The organism is Lacrimispora sp. (assembly GCF_047605665.1).
Taxonomy (GTDB): domain Bacteria; phylum Bacillota; class Clostridia; order Lachnospirales; family Lachnospiraceae; genus Lacrimispora.
In genome coordinates, this window is sequence record NZ_JASGFH010000002.1 from 190,704 (window position 1) to 212,250 (window position 21,547).

Annotated in this window: 22 protein-coding genes and 1 riboswitch; of the genes, 21 read left to right on the forward strand and 1 reads right to left on the reverse strand. The window is 47.5% G+C overall.

Annotated features, from left to right (window positions below; translation table 11 throughout):
• Positions 1–41: 41 nt before the first annotated feature.
• The 11 genes from QM657_RS02200 to QM657_RS02250 all read left to right on the forward strand — a co-directional run bounded on the left by QM657_RS02200 (position 42) and on the right by QM657_RS02250 (position 9,636).
• Entirely contained in the window at positions 42–179 is a 138-nt protein-coding gene (locus QM657_RS02200; protein WP_415064886.1) for a FeoB-associated Cys-rich membrane protein, read from the forward strand.
• Positions 180–289: 110 nt separating this feature from the next.
• Entirely contained in the window at positions 290–712 is a 423-nt protein-coding gene (locus QM657_RS02205; RefSeq protein WP_415064971.1) for a Fur family transcriptional regulator, read from the forward strand.
• A 166-nt stretch (positions 713–878) separates the two neighbouring features.
• Positions 879–1,166: a DUF6110 family protein gene (locus QM657_RS02210; RefSeq protein ID WP_415064972.1), complete on the forward strand. Its 288-nt coding sequence runs from the start codon at positions 879–881 to the stop codon at positions 1,164–1,166.
• Between the two features lie 18 nt (positions 1,167–1,184).
• The gene (locus QM657_RS02215; protein WP_415064887.1) at positions 1,185–3,260 is read left to right on the forward strand and encodes a heavy metal translocating P-type ATPase; all 2,076 of its coding nucleotides are present in this window, start codon (positions 1,185–1,187) and stop codon (positions 3,258–3,260) included.
• A 50-nt stretch (positions 3,261–3,310) separates the two neighbouring features.
• Positions 3,311–3,424: riboswitch (TPP riboswitch) on the forward strand.
• Between the two features lie 55 nt (positions 3,425–3,479).
• On the forward strand, positions 3,480–3,776 hold the full coding sequence (locus tag QM657_RS02220; protein WP_415064888.1) for a thiamine-binding protein: 297 nt from the start codon (positions 3,480–3,482) through the stop codon (positions 3,774–3,776).
• A complete protein-coding gene (locus QM657_RS02225) occupies positions 3,745–4,506 on the forward strand; it encodes an ABC transporter permease (RefSeq protein WP_415064889.1) in 762 nt (253 codons plus the stop codon). Before QM657_RS02220 ends, QM657_RS02225 begins: the two co-directional genes overlap by 32 nt.
• Before the next feature lie 55 nt (positions 4,507–4,561).
• On the forward strand, positions 4,562–5,644 hold the full coding sequence (locus QM657_RS02230) for an ABC transporter substrate-binding protein (RefSeq protein WP_415064890.1): 1,083 nt from the start codon (positions 4,562–4,564) through the stop codon (positions 5,642–5,644).
• Positions 5,645–5,662: 18 nt separating this feature from the next.
• A complete protein-coding gene (locus QM657_RS02235) occupies positions 5,663–6,403 on the forward strand; it encodes an ABC transporter ATP-binding protein (RefSeq protein WP_415064891.1) in 741 nt (246 codons plus the stop codon).
• A gap of 153 nt (positions 6,404–6,556) precedes the next feature.
• Positions 6,557–7,411: a MerR family transcriptional regulator gene (locus tag QM657_RS02240; RefSeq protein ID WP_415064973.1), complete on the forward strand. Its 855-nt coding sequence runs from the start codon at positions 6,557–6,559 to the stop codon at positions 7,409–7,411.
• A 112-nt stretch (positions 7,412–7,523) separates the two neighbouring features.
• Positions 7,524–8,564, forward strand: coding sequence for a dihydrodipicolinate reductase (locus QM657_RS02245; protein WP_415064892.1), 1,041 nt, complete (start codon positions 7,524–7,526; stop codon positions 8,562–8,564).
• A gap of 190 nt (positions 8,565–8,754) precedes the next feature.
• Positions 8,755–9,636 carry a DMT family transporter gene (locus tag QM657_RS02250; RefSeq protein ID WP_415064893.1) on the forward strand — a complete coding sequence of 294 codons (882 nt, stop codon included), beginning with the start codon at positions 8,755–8,757 and terminating at the stop codon, positions 9,634–9,636.
• Positions 9,637–9,726: 90 nt separating this feature from the next.
• On the opposite strand, the gene QM657_RS02255 is transcribed toward QM657_RS02250, so the two are convergent.
• The gene (locus tag QM657_RS02255) at positions 9,727–10,251 is read right to left on the reverse strand and encodes a hypothetical protein (protein WP_415064894.1); all 525 of its coding nucleotides are present in this window, start codon (positions 10,249–10,251) and stop codon (positions 9,727–9,729) included.
• A gap of 253 nt (positions 10,252–10,504) precedes the next feature.
• Here QM657_RS02255 and QM657_RS02260 point away from each other — a divergent pair, with 253 nt between their 5' ends.
• From QM657_RS02260 to QM657_RS02305, 10 genes are all read left to right on the forward strand, one after another.
• Entirely contained in the window at positions 10,505–12,220 is a 1,716-nt protein-coding gene (locus tag QM657_RS02260; protein ID WP_415064895.1) for a L,D-transpeptidase family protein, read from the forward strand.
• A 19-nt stretch (positions 12,221–12,239) separates the two neighbouring features.
• Positions 12,240–12,512, forward strand: a complete 273-nt coding sequence (locus QM657_RS02265) for a GNAT family acetyltransferase (RefSeq protein WP_415064896.1) — start codon at positions 12,240–12,242, stop codon at positions 12,510–12,512.
• A gap of 313 nt (positions 12,513–12,825) precedes the next feature.
• On the forward strand, positions 12,826–14,499 hold the full coding sequence (locus tag QM657_RS02270; RefSeq protein WP_415064897.1) for a glutamine--tRNA ligase/YqeY domain fusion protein: 1,674 nt from the start codon (positions 12,826–12,828) through the stop codon (positions 14,497–14,499).
• Between the two features lie 114 nt (positions 14,500–14,613).
• Complete coding sequence (locus QM657_RS02275) at positions 14,614–16,035, forward strand: PLP-dependent aminotransferase family protein (RefSeq protein WP_415064898.1); 1,422 nt, start codon at positions 14,614–14,616, stop codon at positions 16,033–16,035.
• A gap of 57 nt (positions 16,036–16,092) precedes the next feature.
• Positions 16,093–16,950, forward strand: a complete 858-nt coding sequence (locus tag QM657_RS02280; RefSeq protein ID WP_415064899.1) for a hypothetical protein — start codon at positions 16,093–16,095, stop codon at positions 16,948–16,950.
• A 3-nt stretch (positions 16,951–16,953) separates the two neighbouring features.
• The gene (locus QM657_RS02285; protein ID WP_415064900.1) at positions 16,954–17,949 is read left to right on the forward strand and encodes an AraC family transcriptional regulator; all 996 of its coding nucleotides are present in this window, start codon (positions 16,954–16,956) and stop codon (positions 17,947–17,949) included.
• A gap of 137 nt (positions 17,950–18,086) precedes the next feature.
• Positions 18,087–18,320, forward strand: a complete 234-nt coding sequence (locus tag QM657_RS02290) for a hypothetical protein (protein WP_415064901.1) — start codon at positions 18,087–18,089, stop codon at positions 18,318–18,320.
• Positions 18,321–18,495: 175 nt separating this feature from the next.
• Positions 18,496–19,932 (forward strand): rhamnulokinase, encoded by a 1,437-nt coding sequence (gene rhaB / locus QM657_RS02295; RefSeq protein ID WP_415064902.1) that lies wholly within the window; start codon positions 18,496–18,498, stop codon positions 19,930–19,932.
• Between the two features lie 21 nt (positions 19,933–19,953).
• Positions 19,954–20,268 carry an L-rhamnose mutarotase gene (gene rhaM / locus QM657_RS02300; protein WP_415064903.1) on the forward strand — a complete coding sequence of 105 codons (315 nt, stop codon included), beginning with the start codon at positions 19,954–19,956 and terminating at the stop codon, positions 20,266–20,268.
• A gap of 27 nt (positions 20,269–20,295) precedes the next feature.
• Positions 20,296–21,546, forward strand: a complete 1,251-nt coding sequence (locus QM657_RS02305; RefSeq protein ID WP_415064904.1) for an L-rhamnose isomerase — start codon at positions 20,296–20,298, stop codon at positions 21,544–21,546.
• Position 21,547: the final 1 nt, after the last annotated feature.

Consider the following 21,547-nt stretch of genomic DNA (forward strand, 5'->3'; position numbering starts at 1 on the left):
AATCATAAATTGAAAGGAAACACGGAAAGGAGGCACCGCATATGGGAACATTAGTTGTTTTAGCTGTTGTGGTAGGCATGGTAGGTCTTGTTGTGAGAAGCATGATCAGAGATAAAAAGAAGGGAAAATCCCTTCATTGCGGAAGCGACTGCGGACATTGCGGCGGTCACTGTCACTGAGAACAGATAGATGAAAAATAACGGTAAGCAGAGGTGCACAGGTGGAAAGTCGGAATAAAGTGAAGGAGGGGCGCAAGGTGCCCGACTCCAGAAACTATCACAGGACGAAAATGCAGAAAGAACTTATTATTGAGAGGCTGAAGGAAAAAGGCTGCAGGATCACCAAGCAGCGCCTTGTGCTGCTGGATATCATACTGGAGCACGAATGCTCCAGCTGCAAGGAAATCTACTATAAGGCATCAAAAGCCGATGGAAGCATTGGTGCGGCTACAGTTTACCGGCTGGTCAATACCCTGGAAGAAATCGGTGCAATCAGCCGGAAGAACATGTATAAGATCGCGTATTCGGAAAATTGTTCCATGGAGGATGCGTGTACGGTTGTCCTTGATGATACGACCACCTACCACTTATCCGCTAAGAACTGGAATTCCGTTGTTAAGGCTGGTCTTGCTGCCTGCGGTTACTTAAATGACCAGAAGATTTCCTCCATTACCGTAAAACCTTGTCAATGTGAGAGCGTAGATTGTTCTTAAATCTGGGGCCAGCGTTATATCGCTGGCCCTTTACTGTCTGAAATTTAAATTTTTAAAACGATAAAATTTATCAATAATCAGGGTTATGTTTGACGAACCGTAAATATGACTGCTATGATGAAATAAACAGAAATAAAATTTTAACACACAAAGGAGGATTTAAATGATGTGGAATATTCTTAAGCTTCAGAAAGCAGGTATTTTTTTAGGAGGTGTGCTCTTTGGAACGGCAGGAGTTAAGATCCTCTCAGGAAGAGATGCCAAGAAGGTTTATACAAACTGTACTGCAGCCGCTTTAAGAGCCAAGGACTGTGTGATGAAGACAGCTACCGCAGTGCAGGAAAATGCAGAAGACATCCTTGCAGAGGCAAAGCAGATCAACGAAAAAAGAGAAGCAAAAGAAACTGTCTTTGAGACAGAAGAGCGCTGTGAATGTGAAAACAGCGGGGAATAAGCACAGAGGAAAATAAACGTGAAATTTATCATTAAACATGAAATACCGGGAAGGCTGAGAGTCCATTTTGATCAGCCCCGGATGACCTGCAGGGAGGCGGACACCCTGCTGTATTACCTTCATTGCCTGAAAAATGTGACCGGCGTGAAGGTTTATGAGCGGACTGCCGATGCTTCTGTCTGCTATGTGGGAGACAGGGACGAGGTCATTGCCGCTTTGCGAGGGTTCCGGTATGAGTCCGTCAATGTGCCGTCAGGCGTCATTGAACATTCCGGCAGGGAACTGAATGCCAGCTATCAGGAAAAGCTGATCAAGAGAGTGGTCATGAGGACTGTAGGGAAGTATCTTCTTCCTGCGCCTTTAGGAGGCATTCTCATTGGAATCAGATCGGCAAAATACATCTTTAGAGGGCTTAAGAGCCTTTTAAAGGGAAAGCTTGAAGTGGCAGTTTTAGATGCTGTTGCCATCGGAGTCTCCGTTGTGCGGGGAGAGTTGGGGACGGCAGGTTCTGTCATGTTTTTGCTTGGAATCGGAGAGCTTTTAGAGGAGTGGACCCATAAGAAATCAGTGGGGGATTTGGCCAGAAGCATGTCCTTAAACATCAGCCGGGTATGGCTCCTTGCCGATGGACAGGAGGTGCTGGTAGAGGCGTCTTCCATTGTGCCCGGAGATAAGGTTGTGGTTCACGTGGGAAATGTCATCCCATTTGACGGCATTGTGGCTTCCGGGGAAGCCATGGTCAACCAGTCCTCCATGACCGGGGAATCTCTCCCGGTGAAGAAGGAAACCGACGGATACGTGTATGCAGGAACTGTCATAGAAGAAGGCGGGCTGGTCATTGATGTAAAGGAAGTGTCAGGCTCCACCAGATTTGAAAAGATCGTCACCATGATCGAGGAATCGGAAAAGCTGAAATCAGCAGTAGAAAGCCGGGCAGGCCGCCTGGCTGATAAGCTGGTGCCTTATACCCTTGCAGGAACAGGGCTTACCTGGCTTCTTACCAGGAATGTGACACGGGCTTTGTCGGTGCTGATGGTGGACTTTTCCTGTGCCTTAAAGCTTGCTATGCCTATTTCAGTGCTTTCGGCCATCAGAGAGGCCAGCATGTATCATATCTCCGTTAAGGGAGGAAAGTATTTAGAGGCAGTTGCAGAGGCTGGAACCATTGTCTTTGACAAGACAGGGACCTTAACAAAGGCCAGGCCTACCATGAAGGAAGTGGTGGTTTTCGGGGAAGAGAACCCGGATGAAATGCTTCGGATTGCCGCTTGCCTGGAAGAGCATTTTCCTCATTCCATGGCAAAGGCAGTGGTAAAGGCAGCCAAGGACCGGGGTCTGGAGCATGAAGAGATGCATTCCAAGGTGGAATACATCGTGGCTCATGGCATTGCTTCATTTATAAACGGCAGGAAGGTGGTCATCGGAAGCTATCATTTTGTATTTGAGGATGAGAAGTGTACGGTGGATGAAGAGCACCGTGAGCAGTTTGAAAAACTTCCTGAGGACTGTTCCCATCTCTATCTGGCTATGGACCAGAAGCTTGCTGCCGTCATCTGCGTGGAAGACCCCCTTCGGGAAGAAGCTGCCGCAGTCGTGAATTCCTTAAAAAAGGCCGGAATCCGCAAAGTGGTCATGATGACCGGAGACAGTGAGCGGACTGCCGCTGTTGTTGCTGCCAAGGTGGGCGTTGACGAATATTATTCTGAGGTGCTGCCTGAGGAAAAGGCACGTTTTGTAGAACAGGAAAAGGCATCGGGCAATGTGGTCATTATGGTGGGAGACGGAATCAACGATTCCCCGGCCCTTTCTGCGGCTGATGTGGGCATTGCAATCAGCGACGGCGCTGAAATTGCCAGGGAGATTGCGGATATTACCATTGCAGCGGACAATCTTTATGAGATTGTCACTTTAAAGCTGCTGAGTGACAGCCTGATGAAAAGGATTCATAAGAATTACCGGAATATTGTGGGCTTTAATACGGGCCTGATTCTGCTGGGAGTGGGAGGAATCATAACTCCTTCGGTTTCAGCGCTTCTTCACAATACATCGACTCTGGGCATCAGCCTTGCCAGTATGCAGAATCTTCTGGATTAGGTATCAGAGCGGGATTGACATTCCGGTTTTCTTGTTGTATACTTGCTATGACAATTGAAAAGGGGCGCTGGAAGATAGTCCGGCTGAGATAAAACACTTTTGTTTTAAACCCTGTAACCTGATCTGGATAATGCCAGCGTAGGAAACTTTCAGGCTCAGCCTGTTTACCCGCCGGTACATCCCGGCGGGTTTTTTAATACAAGAAAAGGAGAAAAGAATATGAATGCAAGCGTAGCAATCCAGACTTTGCCTGAGGCAAAAAATGATGAAGAGTTAATCCGTATCGTTGATGAGGTAATAGACTATATTAAAAGCACAGGACTCAATTATTACGTAGGGCCTTTTGAAACGGCCATTGAAGGCGATTATGACGAACTGATGGATATTGTCAAGGAATGCCAGCATATTGCAATCCGGGCAGGTGCGCCTTCTGTTGCCGCTTATATTAAGGTGACCTATAAGCCGGAAGGAGATGTGCTCACCATTGAAAAGAAAGTCACAAAGCATCACCAGTAGGATGTGGTCCTGGTCTGCCATTGTGCTGATTCTGGTTTTATGGCAGGCCGTCACATCCTCTGGTCTGGTGGACCCTTTTCTGCTTCCGTCTCCGGTCAGCGTGGGAAAGGCCTTTGTAAAGGAATTTCCCGCATTAGCCGGACATGCCAGGATTACCCTTACTGAGGCATTTACAGGGCTTTTTCTGGGAGTGGCGGTAGGGTTTGGAATGGCTGTGGTCATGGACCATTTTGATGGGCTTTATAAGGCTTTTTATCCCTTGATTGTCCTGTCTCAGACGGTTCCCACTGTAGCCATCGCGCCGCTGCTGGTTTTGTGGTTTGGCTATGAAATGACGCCCAAGGTTATCCTGATCGTCATAACCACCTTTTTCCCCATTACCGTGGGGCTGCTGACCGGCTTTAAGGCGGCGGACCCGGATGCCGTAAACCTTCTTAAGGCAATGGGAGGGGGAAGAGTGCAGATATTCCGTTATATCAAGCTGCCGGGGGCTATGGGACAGTTTTTTGCAAGCCTGCGGATATCGGCTTCTTATGCAGTGGTGGGAGCGGTTATTTCCGAATGGCTGGGCGGTTTTGGAGGACTTGGGGTTTATATGACCAGGGTGAAAAAGGCATTTGCATTTGACCGGATGTTCGCGGTTATTTTTCTCATATCAGTTATCAGTCTTTTGCTTATGAAGGGCGTGGAACTGCTTTCAAGGAAATGTATGCCTTGGGAACATAAATGAGATGAAAGAATCTATACTATCATGCCCAAAGAGCATGGGCAAGAAAGAGGAAATTATGAAAAAGAGAAGTTTTGTAATATTAGCCGCAGCTATGACAATGGCGGCCTTAACAGCCTGCGGCGGCGGAAGCAGTCAGACCGGCAGCAGCCAGGCTGGAAGTATGGCCTCCAGTGAGGCAGGCAGTACCGCCCCTGCTGAAACAAGCGGAGCTGAGGCAAATGATACACAGGATTTAAAAAAGATCACATTTGTTCTGGACTGGACCCCTAACACCAACCATACAGGTCTTTACGTTGCCCAGGAAAAGGGATATTTTAAAGATGCAGGTCTTGAGGTAGAGATCGTCCAGCCGCCGGAAGACGGGGCTGAGGTGCTGGTGGCATCAGGAAAGGCCCAGTTTGGCATTTCCTTTCAGGACAGCATGGCTCCGGCTTTGACAGGAGACGCAGCCCTTCCCATTACCGCGGTAGCGGCAGTGATCCAGCACAATACTTCAGGAATCATTTCCAGAGATGGAGAAGGCTTGGACTCTCCCAAGGGTCTGGAAGGGAAAAAGTATGCCACCTGGGATTTGCCGGTGGAAAAGGCCATGGTTGAGGACGTTATGACAGCCGCCGGAGGCGATTTCTCCAAGGTTCAGCTCATTCCCAGCACAGTGACCGATGAGGTTTCCGCCCTTCAGTCAAAAAGCGTAGATGCCATCTGGATTTTTTATGCCTGGGCAGGGGTGAAGATGGAAGTGGAGAATCTTCCTACTGATTACTTTGCCTTTGCTGACATCAATCCTGTTTTTGACTATTACACCCCTGTGGTTATAGCGGGAAATGAATTTTTAAAGCAGGAACCGGAGACAGCCAGAGCATTTTTAAGCGCCTTAAGCCAGGGTTATGAAGACGCCGTAAATGATCCGGAGGAAGCGGGAAAGATTCTTTTAAAAGCGGCCCCGGAGCTGGATGAAGAGCTGGTAATGGCCAGCCAGAAATACTTAGCAGACCAGTATAAGGCAGACGTGGATGTATGGGGCTATATGGACCCGGAACGCTGGAACCGTTTTTATGGCTGGCTCAATGAAAAAGGCCTTTCAGAAGAAACCATTCCTGAAAATACAGGCTTTACCAATGATTATCTGCCCCAATAAAAAGATCAGGAGAAGACCATGGCACATTTGAAGGCAGAGGGCATAACCAAGTCCTTTGATGGAAGAACCATTATAAAAGAAGTTTCCTTAGAGCTTTTAGAAGGGGAACTAGTGTCCCTCTTAGGGGTCAGCGGAGGAGGAAAGACCACTCTGTTTCACATTCTGGCAGGAATCAGCCTGCCGGATGAGGGCCATGTATATCTGGATGGACAGGATATCACCGGAAAACCGGGACTTGTCAGCTACATGCTTCAAAAGGACCTTTTGCTGCCTTACCGCACCATTGTGGATAACGTGGCCCTTCCCCTGATCATTAAGGGGATGAAGAAAAAGGAAGCCAGGGAAAAGGCAGGGGCTTATTTTGAGAAATTCGGTCTGGAGGGGACCCAGAAGCAGTATCCTTCCCAGTTGTCCGGAGGCATGAGACAGAGGGCGGCTCTTTTGAGAACCTATCTGTTTTCCGGCAGCATCGCCCTTTTGGATGAGCCTTTTTCTGCCTTGGATATGCTGACAAAGGCCAGAATGCATGAGTGGTATTTAAAGGTGATGGAGGAAATCCGCCTCTCCACTCTTTTTGTCACCCATGATATTGATGAGGCCATTCTTTTATCAGACCGCATCTGTCTGCTGACCGGAGCGCCTGGAAGGATCACCAAAGAGATCATCATAAAGGAGCCGAGGCCAAGGGGAAAGGACTTTTCCGTTTCAACGGAATTCATGGAGTATAAAAGGGAGATTTTAAAATATCTGGAAGGATGATGATTTGAATTTGATGCGGGCTTTTTTCATGAGTCCGCATATTTTTTTATATAAATTATGTTAAGAAAATATCAAAAACCTTATTGTAAGTATCACGTTTATTTCGTATAATAAGGATAAAAGACGTGCTATTTGTGATGAGGATTGATGAATATGATAAAAATGACGAATATAGATGTTAAAAAAATGACGATTGGAGAAATGGCTAAAATCAATCATATATCAGAACAGACGCTGCGCCTTTATGACCGGGAGGGTCTGTTTTCTCCGGTGTACCGGGATGAGAAGACCGGATACCGCTATTATGACATCCGCCAGAGCGCCCAGCTTGACATGATCCGGTACATGAAGGCTCTTGGGATGCCTTTAAAGGAAATCCGGATTCATATGAAGAAATGGGATATGGGCCGGGTCAGGCAGCTTCTTCGGGAGAACCGGGATGCCATAGACCAGAAGATTGTGGAGCTCAATCTGCAAAAACGGGCCATAGAACGGACCCTTGACAGCTATGAGCGGTATGAGGCGGCTCCGCCTGATGGGGCCATAGTCTTAGAATACATACCAAAACGGCAGATGTACGTGAAAAAGACGAAAACAAACTTCTATGATTATGAAATTGATGAATATGAACGCCTTCTGCGGAGCCTGAAAGAGGATATGGCTGCCCGCAGCATATCTTCTTTTTACTTTGCAAATGCAGGGACAATTTTAAAACAGGAAAACTTCATGAAGCGAAATTTGTTTTCCACGGAGATATTCGTGTTTGTGGATCAGGATTACGTGGATGAAAAGCTGATTACAGTCATACCCGCGGCCTCCTATCTCTGCATTTACTGTGACCGTTTTTCCAAGGAAAAAGAGTACATTGACCGGCTGCTGGCAGCCATAGAAGAAAACCATTACACGGTGACAGGGGATTATATCTGTGAAGTCATTGTAGAAATGCCCTTTGACTACAGGGAGAGGGGGATGTTTCTGCGTTTGCAGGTGCCAATCCGGATGTCCTGATTTTTGGTGATTTTGCTTCATTGACCTCATACCGCCTATAACCTTTATACTGAAGACATCAACAACCGTTTCCCAATAATCTTTTTTATGAATAGAAAGGACGAGAATCATTATGATGAATTACGAAAAGATTCGTGTGGTGCAGTATGGATGCGGAAAGATGGCCAAGTACATCTTAAGATACCTGTATGAAAAGGGTGCGGAAATCGTAGGTGCCATTGACGTAAATCCTGAGGTGGTAGGAATGGATGTGGGCGAATTTGCCGGCCTTGGATTTAAAATCGGCGTGACCATCCGAAGCGATGCGGATGCGGTTCTCGACGAATGCGATGCGGATATCGCCGTTGTGACCCTGTTCAGCTTTATGGATGATGTTTACCCTCATTTTGAGAAATGCGTTTCCAGAGGAATCAATGTGGTGACAACCTGCGAGGAAGCCATTTACCCATGGACCACGGCTTCTTCCATTACCAACCGCTTAGACCGTCTTGCAAAGGAAAACGGCTGTACCATCGTCGGTTCCGGAATGCAGGACATTTACTGGATCAATATGATCGGCTCTGTGGCAGGCGGCGTACACCGGATGGACAAGATCGAGGGTGCGGTCAGCTACAATGTGGAGGACTACGGCCTGGCCCTTGCAGAGGCTCACGGAGCGGGAATGACTCCTGAGGAATTTGAGGAAAAGATTGCCCATCCCACCACGTTGGAGCCTTCCTATGTGTGGAATTCCAATGAAGCCCTGTGCAATAAGATGGGCTGGACCATCAAATCCCAGACGCAAAAATGTGTGCCTTACTTCTATGACAAGGACTTATATTCCGCCACTTTAGGGGCCACCATTCCCAAGGGTAACTGCATCGGCATGAGCGCGGTTGTGACGACGGAAACTTTTCAGGGACCGGTCATTGAAACACAGTGCATCGGAAAGGTATACGGCCCGGAAGATGGAGATATGTGTGACTGGAAGATCATTGGAGAACCGGATGTGACCTTCTTCGTCCAGAAACCGGCTACGGTTGAGCATACGTGCGCTACGGTGGTAAACCGCATCCCAACCATACTCAACGCCCCGGCAGGGTTTGTAACGGTTGAAAAGCTGGAAAATGTCCAGTATATGACATCTCCCATGCACATGTACCTGGAGGACTGATGAAAAGCTCCGGATGCAAATAAGACAGATCATAAGAAAATCCGCAAAACAGCAGCAGGCTTTGCGGATTTTTTTTATATTATAATAAGCGGTTTAAAGATAGGAATCCTTTGACAATACGGGAAGTGATGATATAATCATGGGAGTGCCTTAAGAAGAGAACCATAATGGAAAACAAAGGAGAAGAAAATTGAAAGTTCTTGAAAAGCATCCCATGATCATGATTATCATTGGAGTGATAGGAATCTCTGTCTCTGCAATCTTTGTAAAGTATTCCGATGCCCCCTCTGTGGTGACGGCAGCCTACCGCATTTTGTGGACGGTTGGCATTATGACCCCACTGGTATTCGGAAACAAGGGAGTGCGAAGAGAACTGAAGCAAACAGGTAAGAAGACGGTTATTTTATGCGGGGTGAGCGGTATGTTTCTGGCCCTTCATTTTGCAGCCTGGTTTGAATCCTTAAATCAGACCTCGGTGGCCAGCTCCACCGCCATTGTCTGCACGGAGGTGATCTGGGTGGCCCTGGGATTTGTCCTGTTTTTAAAAGGGAAGATGGGAAGGGCTGCTGTTTTCAGCATAGCGGTAACGGTTCTTGGAAGCCTGCTCATTGCCTTTTCTGACTACTCTGCCGGAGGCGATAACTTATATGGGGACGGGCTGGCTCTGGCGGCAGCCGTGTTTTCAGCCATATATACCCTGATCGGGCGGGAGGTCCGCAAGGGAATGTCAACCACCTCTTATACATATTTCGTTTATGTGTTCTGCGCCCTGACGCTCTGTATTTCTGCGGCAGCAGCAGGAATCCCCTTTACGGGGTATGGGGTCCGTTCGGTGATTGTGGGGCTTTTGCTGGCCGTGTTTTCCACCCTGCTTGGACACAGCATTTTCAGTTGGTGCTTAAAATACTTATCCCCTTCTTTTGTATCCGCTTCCAAGCTCTGCGAGCCTGCTGTGGCCGCCCTGTTTGCAGCCTTTCTCTTTGGAGAAATTCCGGTCTTTTTACAGGTGATAGGCGGGATTATTACCATTGGAGGAGTGCTTCTTTACTCCAGGGTGGAGAAAAACCAGTAGAAAATATCCTGCTGATGCAGGTGAAATGAATACAGGACAATGTGAAAACCGCAGAATACTGTTCCTTCTGCGGTTTTCCTGTCATTTCTCTTAAGGTGTCTGCTCTGGAGAACAGAAAACAATCACCTTTGAAGGGGTGGTAATAGCTGGAATGCTGCGTGTCGTAAACATGTAAACGACCAGGAGATAGTGTTTTCCCGGCGGGTAGAAAAATATCTGGCCGTTGGAAAGGAGAATCTGCGTATCATAGTTGTTGGTCAGATTCAGCTTCAGAGTGTTGTCCGAGTTCACCAGATTTTCATCGAAATAGTCAAACATGGCCTGGCGTCCATCCGTATCCCTGATCAGGGCAATAGCTGTAAACTGAGGGGGATAAATGAGGGGAACCGGGGCCATTGTGTCGTAAACGGCTATGATCGAGTCTCCGGATTTAAAAGTATGCTGCTCCAGAACGTAGGTCTGGGAAGTGACGATCAAATTGACCTGCCCCAGGCTCTGGCTCATCATGGAAAGCATCAGAGAGCATCTGGCCATGTCATGGGAGGTCCTTAAAGGGGTAACGGAACTGACGGTTCCGTAAATGGAGGTGTAACGTGCCATAGAAACCTTCTGCATTATTCTTACTCCTATCTTATGAAGACAGGAGTAAGTGTATGAACTCTTTTGTTGGAAATAAGTCCGCCATGCACATTCATAATTTGGCGGGTGGAGTATATTTTTGGAGACTAATATTTCTGCATGGCTCATAGGTGATGCAAATCGTAATAAAAAAGTCAAGAAATATACCATAAATATTTAGACATATTTCGCATATATAAGTTATAATAATCTTTGATTATGAAAAGTATAGCAAAGAGGTAGGAAATTGATGGAAAAAAGAGAACCGCGCAGCAGAAAGAAAAAAACGTTTGGCTTAAAGGGATGGGCAGCTTTGTCCGGCATCACTGTGGCTGCGGCGGCATTGATCGGAACGCTGGTATACATACAGATCGGAAAACAATATGAAACCGTATTTTTTCCCAATACAACCATCAATGGCATGGATGCATCAAAAAAATCTGTGGAAGAAGTAAAGGGGCTGATCTCCAGAGAGGCCCGCAGTTACGTTTTATCAATCAGGGAAAGAGGGGGAAATGAGGAGCAGGTGAAGGGAAGCGACATTGGCCTGGAGCCTGTTTTTGACGGAAAGCTGGAAGCTATTTTGTCAGAGCAGGAGCCTAATCAGTGGTTTCAGCACAGAAAAACGCCTCAGACCTTTGACATAGATACCATGATCCAGTATGATCAGGATAAGTTTCAGGAAGAGATTTCCAGTCTGGCCTGTTTTCAGGAGGAGCGCATTGAAAAGCCTGAAAGCGCATACATATCCGGCTATGAGCCGGGAAGGGGATATACCATTGTGGCGGCAAAGGAAGGAAACCAGCTTGACCGGGAAAAGGCAGTGTCCGCCATTTCTCAGGCTGTTCTGGATTTAAAGCCGGAGATTTCCTTAGAGGAGGCAGAGGCTTATGTACGGCCTCACGTTCCCACCGATGATCCGGAGCTGGTCAGCAGGGTACAGACCATGAACCAGTATGCAGGCACCACCATAACCTATAATTTTGGAGGGGAAAAGACGGTTTTAAACGGCGATACCATTTCCCAGTGGATCAAAACGGGAGAGGATGGAAAGGTGTATTTAGACAGCGGAGCAGTGACTGCCTATGTAAAGGAGCTGGCTTCCAGGCGTGATACTTATAACAAGGCGAAGAGCTTAAAGACATCTTACGGCCAGACGGTCAAGATCACAGGCGGTGTTTACGGCTGGAGGATTGACCAGAGCGCTGAGGCCGATGAGCTGGCCCAGCTCATCCGTTCCGGTGAGAGCCAGGTGAGGGAACCGATTTACAGGCAGAAGGGCGTCAGCCATGGGGAGACTGATTACGGAAATACATATGTGGAAGTCAACCTCACTGCCCAGCAGTTGTTTTTCTACAAGGACGGAAAGCTGGTGGTAAAATCGGATTTCGTATCCGGCAATGAGTCAAAGGGCTGGTCCACTCCGGCGGGCGTATATTCTATTACATATAAAGAACGGAATGCCACCTTAAAGGGAGAGGATTACAGAACTCCTGTGTCTTACTGGATGCCTTTTAACGGAAACATCGGCTTTCACGATGCCTCATGGCGCAGCAGCTTTGGAGGAGCCATTTTTAAAACCAGCGGTTCCCATGGCTGTGTCAACCTGCCTCCGGCATCGGCAAAGATCATTTTTGAAAATATAGCTTCGGGAGTTCCTGTTCTGTGCTATCATCTTCCGGGAACGGAGTCAAAGGCGGCTGCAGGCGGGACCGCAAAGCCTGAGGAGACAAAACCCGCTGAAACAAAGCCTGCCCAGAAAAAGCCCGCACAAGGGACGACAGAGGCTCCTAAGCCCACCACCAGCGCACCGACTACTGCACCTGTACCGACGACAGAGGCAGTGACCAGGGCACCTGAGACAGAGCCTTCCACCAGCGCCTCTTCTCCTGAAAATCAGGAAAAAGGTCCTGGCGTTTCCGGCGGTTCCAGGAAAAAGGAAGTAGGGCCGGGAGTGAAGCGCTGATCAATGGGAGGAATGAAGGATGCTGGTAAAAGAAAAATTTGTACCTCTTCAATTTTTTAAGAGGGAAGCCTATACCGGAAGCTGGAAGGGAATGCGCTACCGGGTGGCTAAGGGAGAAGACGGGCTTGAGGCTGTGGTTTATCCGGGGCCTTACTGCTATGAGGCAACAGAGGAAGAGAAGAAGACGAAAGCTGTCTTTCCATTTTCCGATGAAGGGCTTGGTCAGGTGGTAGACTGGATCAATGAGCAGTATGAGGAGCATAAAAGCGTCTGGAATGCTGCCCGAAGATAGGAAAAAGACCGGTTATACAAAATAGATGCGGTGCGGCCAAAAGGCTGCGCCGTTTTTGTAACAGGATGAGATATTACCCCTTTTCGAAATGGCTGAAATATGGTATGATAATTTATTATGAAAATAAAAAGCTGTCATCATAATCGGATGGACTGCAGGCAGTGCAGCCCTTTTATTTACGCGGATAATGAGGAAAATGCTCTGCCTGCAGAAGCATTTGACGAATACCGCGATAACTGCAGGAAATTTGCAAAGCGTATTTCCTGCGGTTGGAGAGGCATTTGATTGGAGTGACTTACATGGAGGAAGAGAGATGGAAGACATCAAAGAGGAAGTAATTTCCAAAAACTTTATTGAACAGGAGATAGATAAGGACCTTGCAGAAGGCGTTTACGATCACGTGCAGACCCGGTTCCCTCCGGAACCAAACGGCTATCTGCACATCGGACATGCAAAGTCCATTTTGCTTAACTATGGCCTCGCTCAGAAGTATGGCGGAAAGTTCAACCTCCGTTTTGACGATACAAACCCGACAAAAGAGAAGACAGAATTCGTGGAATCCATTATGGAAGATGTGAAATGGCTGGGCGCTGATTTTGAAGACCGCCTTTTCTTTGCGTCTGATTATTTCCAGACGATGTACGACTGCGCTGTCCTTTTAATTAAGAAGGAAAAGGCCTTTGTCTGTGATTTAACTGCGGAAGAAATCCGGGAGTACCGGGGAGATTTTAAGACTCCGGGAAAGGAAAGTCCGTACAGAAACCGCAGCGTGGAAGAGAACTTAAAGCTGTTTGAAGAGATGAAGGAAGGCAAATACAAAGACGGGGAAAGAGTGCTCCGGGCCAAGATTGATATGGCGTCTCCTAATATCAACATGCGTGATCCGGTTATTTACCGTGTGGCTCATATGACCCATCACAACACCGGGGACCAGTGGTGCATTTATCCCATGTATGATTTTGCCCACCCCATTGAAGATGCCATTGAGAAGATCACCCACTCCATCTGTACCCTGGAATTTGAGGACCACAGACCGCTTTATGACTGGGTGGTAAATGAATGTGAATTTGAAAATCCCCCCCGCCAGATCGAATTTGCCAAGCTCTACCTCACCAATGTGGTGACCGGAAAGCGTTATATCAAAAAGCTGGTGGAGGACAATATTGTAGACGGCTGGGATGATCCCCGCCTGGTTTCCATTGCAGCCTTGAGAAGAAGGGGTTATACTCCGGAATCCCTGCGCATGTTTGTCAATCTGGTAGGCGTATCAAAGGCCAACAGCTCTGTGGATTATGCCATGCTGGAATACTGCATCAGGGAAGATTTAAAGCTGAAAAAGCCAAGGATTATGGCTATTTTAGACCCTATCAAACTGGTGATCGACAATTATCCGGGAGATACCATCGAGTATTTGGATGTCGCCAATAACCTGGAAAATCCGGAGCTGGGAGACCGTAAGGTTCCCTTTGGAAAAGAGCTTTATATTGAAAGAGAAGACTTTATGGAGGAGCCTGTTAAGAAGTATTTCCGCCTCTTCCCAGGCAATGAAGTCCGTTTGATGAATGCTTATTTCGTGACGTGTACAGGCTGTGAAAAGGATGAGAACGGCAATGTGACTGTGGTCCACTGTACCTATGATCCTGAGACAAAGAGCGGATCAGGCTTTGAAGGAAGAAAGGTAAAGGGAACCATTCACTGGGTGGCAGCTTCCACCGCAGTGCAGGCAGAATGCCGCTTGTATGAAAACATTGTGGACGAGGAAAAGGGAAAGCTTAACGATGACGGAAGCTTGAACTTAAACCCCAATTCTCTGGTCATCTTAAAGGACTGCTATGTGGAGCCGGGCCTTGAAAGCGCAAAGGCTTACGACAGCTTCCAGTTTGTCAGAAACGGCTTTTTCTGTATTGACTGCAAGGACAGCAAGCCGGAGCATCTCGTATTTAACCGGATCGTGTCCTTAAAGAGTTCCTTTAAAATAACAAAATAACCGTAGCAGGCCCAGGCTTGTGAAATGGAGAAATGCTGCATGGCCGGGACAAAAGGACGTGCAGCATTTCTGTACTCATATTCCGCCTTATGCAGGAGAAAGGAGGTTTTTCCCATGGAACTTATGATACCCTTAAAAAACAGTACGGGCTGGCCTTATTACAGCCAGATTTACAGTTATATCAAGGAGGAAATCAAAAAGGGGAGCTTAAAGCCTTCCACCCGCCTTCCTTCTACCCGTCTTTTGGCGGATCATTTAAAGGTGAGCCGCAGCACCACGCAGATGGCTTACGAACAGCTTCTTTCCGAGGGGTATATTGAGTCGGTTCCCTGTAAGGGGTATTATGTCTGCACCATTGACGGGCTGGTTCACACAGGAGAAGTTCAGGGAATGGGGATATCTTCCCCGCCTGGCCCTGCTTTCGGTGGAAAAAGGGCGGATTCAGCCCGGTGGAAGGTGGATTTTTCTCCGAGAGGAATCGATCTGGAGGCATTTCCCTTTAACACCTGGAGAAAAATATCTAAAAATACTCTTGTAGACGATAATAAGGAGATGTTCGCCACAGGGGACCCTCAGGGCGAGCAAAGCCTCAGGGAAGCCATCCGCGTCTACCTCCATTCTGCCAGAGGGGTAAACTGTCAGGCAGAGCAGATCATTGTGGGAGCGGGAAGTGAATATCTGTTGATGCTGCTGTCTCAGATTCTGGGAACAGGACAGGTCATTGCCATGGAAAATCCCACCTATAAGCAGGCTTACCGGGTGTTTGACAGCTTAAAATACCGGGTGGTTCCGGTTTCCATGGACCGGTGGGGGATGTCGGTGGAGCTTTTGGAGAAAAGCGGGGCTGATATCGCCTATGTGATGCCTTCCCACCAGTACCCCACGGGAATCGTCATGCCGGTGAAACGGAGACAGGAGCTTCTGGCTTGGACTTATGAAAAAGAGGGGCGGTATCTGATTGAAGACGATTATGACAGTGAATTCCGCTATAAAGGAAAGCCCATACCTGCCCTTCAGGGGCTGGATGGGAGGGAGCGGGTCATTTACTGCGGAACCTTTTCCAAATCCATCGCTCCTGCCATTCGTGTAAGTTATATGGTTCTGCCGGGACCCCTTCTTGATGTTTACCGGGAACGGGTGAGTTTTTATGCTTCCACCGTATCCCGTATTGACCAGAACATCCTTTACCGGTTCATGTCAGAGGGACATTATGAACGCCATTTAAACCGGATGAGATCGGTTTATAAGGCCAAGCATGACGTTCTCACCGCCGGGCTTAAGTCCTTTGAAGGTGATTTTACGATCAGAGGAGAGTATGCAGGGCTTCATCTGCTTTTGACGGACAAAAGGGAAAGGCCCGAACAAATGCTGATCCAAAAAGCGGAGCAGGCAGGGGTCAGAGTTTACGGCATGTCGGGATATTTCATCCATGAAGAGCATAATACCTACCCGTCCACCGTTGTTCTTGGATTTGCAAGCCTTACGGAAGAGGAGATAAGGGAAGGGCTGGAGCTTTTGAAGCTGGCCTGGGGGTGAGGTGAATTTGTCCGAAGGACGAAGAGAAGCTCCCTTGAAGGGATAAGGAGGGATTTTGTGAAGGAAAAAAGACGGACTATAGCGGCCATTGGGCTGATCACTGTTTTACTGCTTGCCCTGGGTGCTGCCGGAAGTGCTAAAAATGAAAAGGCAGCTTTGAAAAGGGAAAGCCAGGAGGCGGCCTCCAGCCTTCCTGCAAAAAAAGAGGCTGTAACCGAGACTTCTGAGGAGGCCTTGACGGAGATTTCTCTCACTCCGGAGGAAAAGGAACTTCTGGATCAATTGACAGAGCAGATGGAGCGGGGAGATTTAGAGGCGGCTGCCAGGACTTTAAACGGCTATCAAATTCCATGGAAGGAATTTCCCTATATGTATGACAAAACAGCCATGAAAGCAGAGGTTTCTGACGGGAAAGGGCTGGTATTTATAAAAGCCTCCACGGTTTTTTACGGAGATTTTGCAGACGGCAGCCCTCAGGGAAACTGTACGGCTCTTCAGGTTTTGGAGCTGGAAGAGGGGAAGCGCTATGACTATTCCTTTGGAACCTGGGATCAGGGAAAGATGACGGGAGAGGGAGAGAGCGGTTACAATTATTACGACGGGGTGACAGAGGATGTTACCAAGACAAATATAAAGAAGGGGACGTTTCAGAAGGATTTGATGGAGGGCGCAGTTACCTATACCAGCATCAATGCGGCAGGAGAAGAGACAACCTGGCAGTTTGACGTTCAGGGCGGGGTGATTGTTCCTGATGATAAGTGGATTAAGGAAACGGACAGCTCCGGAGCCGTTGTCTACAGGCTGATGGCAGAGGGGGCAGAGGTTCACGCTTACACCTTAAGTGAAAGTGCCATGGGAGAGAGCCGGTGGAAGAATCTGATCGTATATGAAAACTGGAAGGCAGGAGGCTTTTAAGGGGTGAATCAGGAAATCATAGACCGTTTGGGAGTCATCACAGACGAGGAACGGGAAATACTGGGCGGGCGGACTGAAATTGACCGGAAGAGGTATACGGAAGGGCAGGAGCTGGTCATTGACAGCAAAAAGATGCTGGACCACGGAAAGCTGATTTCCATAAGGCCCCACACCCGGTTTGTCCATTTCCCAAAGCATAAACACAATTATATTGAAGTGACTTATATGTGCAAGGGGGAGATGACTCATATCATTGACGGGGAAAAGGTGGTATTAAAAAGCGGAGAGCTGCTGTTTTTAAACCAGCATGCCACCCAGGAAATCCTTCCGGCAGGGGAGGGGGATATTGCGGTAAATTTCATTATTCTTCCTGAGTTTTTTGACACGGCCTTTGAAATGATGGGAGAGGAAGAAAACCTGCTGAGGGACTTTCTGGTGGGCTGTCTCTGCTTTGATCCCCGGTATGCCAGTTACCTTCATTTTAAGGTGGCAGAGGCTTTGCCGGTGCAGAATCTGGTGGAGAATATGGTGTGGACCCTGCTCAGTGACCAGCCCAATAAGAGGAGCATCAATCAGGTCACCATGGGGCTTTTGTTCCTCCAGCTCATGCATTATACCGATAAGATCAGCCATTCTTCTGAAAGCTTTGAACAGAAGCTGATCTTTCAGGTGCTGGCTTTTATTGATGAAAACTACAGGGAAGGGGAGCTGACGGAACTTGCCGGGATTTTAGGGTATAACATCTACTGGCTGAGCCGGGCCATTAAGCGGCTGACGGGACGGACTTATAAGGAACTTCTGCAGATCAAACGGTTAAACCAGGCTTCTTTTCTCCTTTTAAATACGAGGCTCACTGTGACCGATATTTCCATTGCAGTGGGGTATGACAATACCAGTTATTTTCACCGGATATTTCGGAACTACTATGGAATTTCTCCAAAGGAATACAGGGATTCGGCCTGTTGTTTAGGGGATGAGAAAGGTTTTATAAACCTTTAAAACCGTAAAATTTGATGAAAAATTTATCTGAAAGATGGATGAAAAAAGAAGTGATAAAGTAATAAACAAACGGAATAGTACATATACTTGGTAATATATGGCTGATATAAAATATTTCTATAAAGGAGAGGACCATTATGCCAAGAGGAGTAAGAAAAACACCGCTTGAAAAGCTTCAGGAAGAGTTAAAAGAGGTGCAGGAATCCATTCAGCAGTATAAGAACTGTCTTGTTACTTTGAGCGAAAAAGAAAAGAGTATTCAGGATAAAATGAAGCTGGAAGAATTTAAGGAAGTATCTTCAATATTGGACGAGCATGAGATGTCAATTATGGATTTAAAGGAATTGCTGATTTCATCAAAGGCAGAATAGATAAGGATTTAAACGGTTTAGAAAGCCGTGCAAATAAGGACGCAGTTTTAATTAAACTGCGTCCTTATTTTTTGTCTTCCTATCCTTTATGATAGAAGCAGAAGCACCCTTTGGGTATCCGTGTATGTCCCAAAAGGGTGGGCGGGAAAGAAAAAAGGAATGGAGAGTGGTTTGTATGGAAAAGCACTACCTTGCCATAGATATCGGCGCCTCCAGCGGCCGTCATATTCTGGGCTCTGTAAAGGAAGGAAAGATAACATTTGAGGAGATTTACCGGTTTGACAATGGCATGGAAACCAAAGACGGCCATTTGTGCTGGGATGTGGAGTCCTTATTTGCAAAGATCAAAGAGGGGATGAAGCAGTGCAAAAAAATCGGGAAAGTTCCTCTTACCATGGGGATTGATACATGGGCAGTGGACTTTGTCCTTTTGGATGAGGAAAACCGGATATTAGGCAATGCGGTGGGATACCGGGATGACAGGACAAAAGGAATGGATGATAAGGTGTATGAGATCATTCCTTTAAAGGACTTATATGAGAGAACGGGAATCCAGAAACAGATTTTTAATACTGTTTATCAGCTTATGGCTGTAAAGGAAGAAAAACCGGAGTATCTGGAACAGGCGGATTCCTTCCTCATGATTCCCGACTATTTTCATTATCTTCTGACAGGGGTAAAGAGGCAGGAGTATACCAATGCCACCACCACGCAGTTAGTGAATCCGGAAACAGGAAACTGGGATTATGAATTGATTGGAAAACTGGGGTTTCCCCAAAAGCTGTTTGGTCAGCTTTCCATGCCGGGGACTTTCGTGGGGAAATTGAGGCCGGAAATAGAAGCGGAATTGGGATTTACGTGTCAGGTAGTTCTTCCGGCTACCCATGATACCGGCTCTGCTGTTATGGCGGTTCCAATGGCAGAGGAAAGCGGAGAGTCCAAGGAAGATATTCTTTACATAAGCTCAGGAACCTGGTCTTTGATGGGGACAGAACTGGACAGGGCAGACTGTTCCAAGGAAAGCATGGAAGCTAATTTTACGAATGAGGGCGGATACGATTTCCGGTTCAGGTACTTGAAAAATATTATGGGGATGTGGATGATCCAGTCCGTGAGAAAGGAGTTTGCGGCTGCGGGGCAGGACTATTCCTTTGCCGGGTTATGCCAGATGGCTTTAAAGGAAACCATTGCTTCTATTGTAGACTGCAATGACAGCACATTTCTGGCACCAAAGAGCATGGTGAAAGCGGTGCAGGATTTCTGCCGCAGGTTGGGAATGCAGGTGCCTGAAACAGCGGGGGAAGTGGCGGCTGTCATTTACAACAGTCTGGCTGACTGTTACCGGGATACGGTTCGGGAGCTGGAAGCTGTTACAGGAAAGCATTACTCCTCCATTCATGTGGTGGGAGGCGGCTCCAATGCAGAGTATTTAAACCGGCTGACGGCAAACCGCACAGGCCGGACCGTCTATGCAGGACCAGGAGAAGCTACCGCCATCGGCAATCTGCTGGCCCAGATGCTGGCAGCAGGGGAATTTGAGGATTTAAAATCAGCAAGAGAAGCGGTTTACCGTTCTTTTGCCATAACAGAATATAAGCCAGATCACATGTGATGAGAAGGGAGCGAAATTTTTATGATACGGAAATCATTTAAAATGTATTTAAATGAAGGAATGGCTCAGGAATACGAAAAGAGACACAACCTGTTATGGCCTGAAATGAAGGATGTGATTCATCAATGCGGCGGCCGTAATTACTCTATTTTCCTGGATGAAGAAACGAATGTCCTTTACGGCTACATCGAGATTGAAGATGAAGAGAAATGGGCGGCATCGGCGGATACGGCCATTAACCGGAAATGGTGGGACTTTATGGCGGATATTATGGAAACAAACCCGGATAACAGCCCGGTTTCCGTGGGATTAAAGCCTGTATTTCACCTGGATTAAATCAATGAATAGAAGGAGAAAAAGATCATGACAATAAAAGAGCGGTACGAAGCGGCAAAAGAAATGTATCAGGGAGCGGGCGTTGATGTGGATGCGGCAGTGGAAGCCTTACAAAGAATCCCTATTTCCATGCACTGTTGGCAGGGAGATGATGTAAACGGATTTGACCGGGAAGGCGCTTTATCCGGCGGAATCCAGGCAACCGGCAATTATCCGGGCCGGGCCAGAAACCCGGAGGAGCTGATGGCAGACATGGATAAAGCCCTGAGCCTGATTCCTGGAAAACACAGGATCAATCTCCATGCCAGCTATGGTATTTTTGAAGATGGAGAATGGGCTGACCGGGATAAGCTGGAGCCGAAACATTTTGCAAAATGGGTGGAGTTTGCAAAGGAGAGGGGTATTGGCATTGATTTCAATCCCACGCTGTTTTCCCATCCAAAGGCTGAGAATGCCACCTTATCAAGTGAGGACCTTGAAATCCGCAGCTTCTGGATTGACCATGTAAAGGCATGTATCCGCATTTCCCAGTATTTTGCAGAGGAACAGGGAAGCCCATGCACCATGAATATCTGGATTCCCGACGGGCTGAAGGACATTCCTGCTGACAGGACAGCTCCGAGAGCGAGGCTGAAGGACTCTCTTGATCAGATTCTTTCCATGGATTATGACAAGAGCAAGGTGTACGTGGCAGTGGAGTCCAAGGTGTTTGGAATCGGCATGGAAAGCTATACCGTAGGTTCCCATGAGTTTTATATGAATTACGCCTCTAAAAATGATATTCTCTGTCTGCTGGACAGCGGCCATTACCATCCGACGGAAGCGGTATCCGACAAGATTTCTTCCATGCTTTTGTTCTTTGACAAGGTGGCTCTGCATGTCACGAGGCCTGTGCGCTGGGACAGCGATCATGTGGTATTGTTTGACGATGAAACGAAGGAGATTGCCAAGGAAATCGTGCGGGGAGGCGCTGACCGTGTTCTTCTGGCCCTGGACTTCTTTGATGCAGGCATCAACCGTTTAAGCGCCTGGATTGTGGGAATGCGCAACATGCAGAAGGCCCTGTTAAATGCCCTCCTCCTTCCTGATGAAAGGCTGGCGAAATTGCAGGAGGAGCGTAATTTCACAGAGCAGATGATGGTTCAGGAGGAAATGAAGCTTTATCCCATAGGCGATGTGTGGAACTATTTCTGCGAAATCAATGGCGTTCCCGCGAAGGAAGACTGGTTTGAAGAAGTCCGCTCCTATGAAAAAGAAGTGCTGGTTAACCGGAAATAAG

Bases quoted from the DNA above. Each gene is read 5' to 3' on its own strand.
- QM657_RS02200 (WP_415064886.1), top strand. From the start codon at position 42: ATGGGAACATTAGTTGTTTTAGCTGTTGTGGTAGGCATGGTAGGTCTT.
- QM657_RS02240 (WP_415064973.1), top strand. From the start codon at position 6,557: ATGATAAAAATGACGAATATAGATGTTAAAAAAATGACGATTGGAGAA.
- rhaM (WP_415064903.1), top strand. From the start codon at position 19,954: ATGATACGGAAATCATTTAAAATGTATTTAAATGAAGGAATGGCTCAG.
- QM657_RS02270 (WP_415064897.1), top strand. From the start codon at position 12,826: ATGGAAGACATCAAAGAGGAAGTAATTTCCAAAAACTTTATTGAACAG.
- QM657_RS02220 (WP_415064888.1), top strand. From the start codon at position 3,480: ATGAATGCAAGCGTAGCAATCCAGACTTTGCCTGAGGCAAAAAATGAT.
- QM657_RS02305 (WP_415064904.1), top strand. From the start codon at position 20,296: ATGACAATAAAAGAGCGGTACGAAGCGGCAAAAGAAATGTATCAGGGA.
- QM657_RS02255 (WP_415064894.1), bottom strand. From the start codon at position 10,251: ATGCAGAAGGTTTCTATGGCACGTTACACCTCCATTTACGGAACCGTC.
- rhaB (WP_415064902.1), top strand. From the start codon at position 18,496: ATGGAAAAGCACTACCTTGCCATAGATATCGGCGCCTCCAGCGGCCGT.
- QM657_RS02275 (WP_415064898.1), top strand. From the start codon at position 14,614: ATGGAACTTATGATACCCTTAAAAAACAGTACGGGCTGGCCTTATTAC.
- QM657_RS02265 (WP_415064896.1), top strand. From the start codon at position 12,240: ATGCTGGTAAAAGAAAAATTTGTACCTCTTCAATTTTTTAAGAGGGAA.
- QM657_RS02230 (WP_415064890.1), top strand. From the start codon at position 4,562: ATGAAAAAGAGAAGTTTTGTAATATTAGCCGCAGCTATGACAATGGCG.
- QM657_RS02205 (WP_415064971.1), top strand. From the start codon at position 290: ATGCAGAAAGAACTTATTATTGAGAGGCTGAAGGAAAAAGGCTGCAGG.
- QM657_RS02290 (WP_415064901.1), top strand. From the start codon at position 18,087: ATGCCAAGAGGAGTAAGAAAAACACCGCTTGAAAAGCTTCAGGAAGAG.
- QM657_RS02245 (WP_415064892.1), top strand. From the start codon at position 7,524: ATGATGAATTACGAAAAGATTCGTGTGGTGCAGTATGGATGCGGAAAG.
- QM657_RS02235 (WP_415064891.1), top strand. From the start codon at position 5,663: ATGGCACATTTGAAGGCAGAGGGCATAACCAAGTCCTTTGATGGAAGA.
- QM657_RS02260 (WP_415064895.1), top strand. From the start codon at position 10,505: ATGGAAAAAAGAGAACCGCGCAGCAGAAAGAAAAAAACGTTTGGCTTA.
- QM657_RS02210 (WP_415064972.1), top strand. From the start codon at position 879: ATGTGGAATATTCTTAAGCTTCAGAAAGCAGGTATTTTTTTAGGAGGT.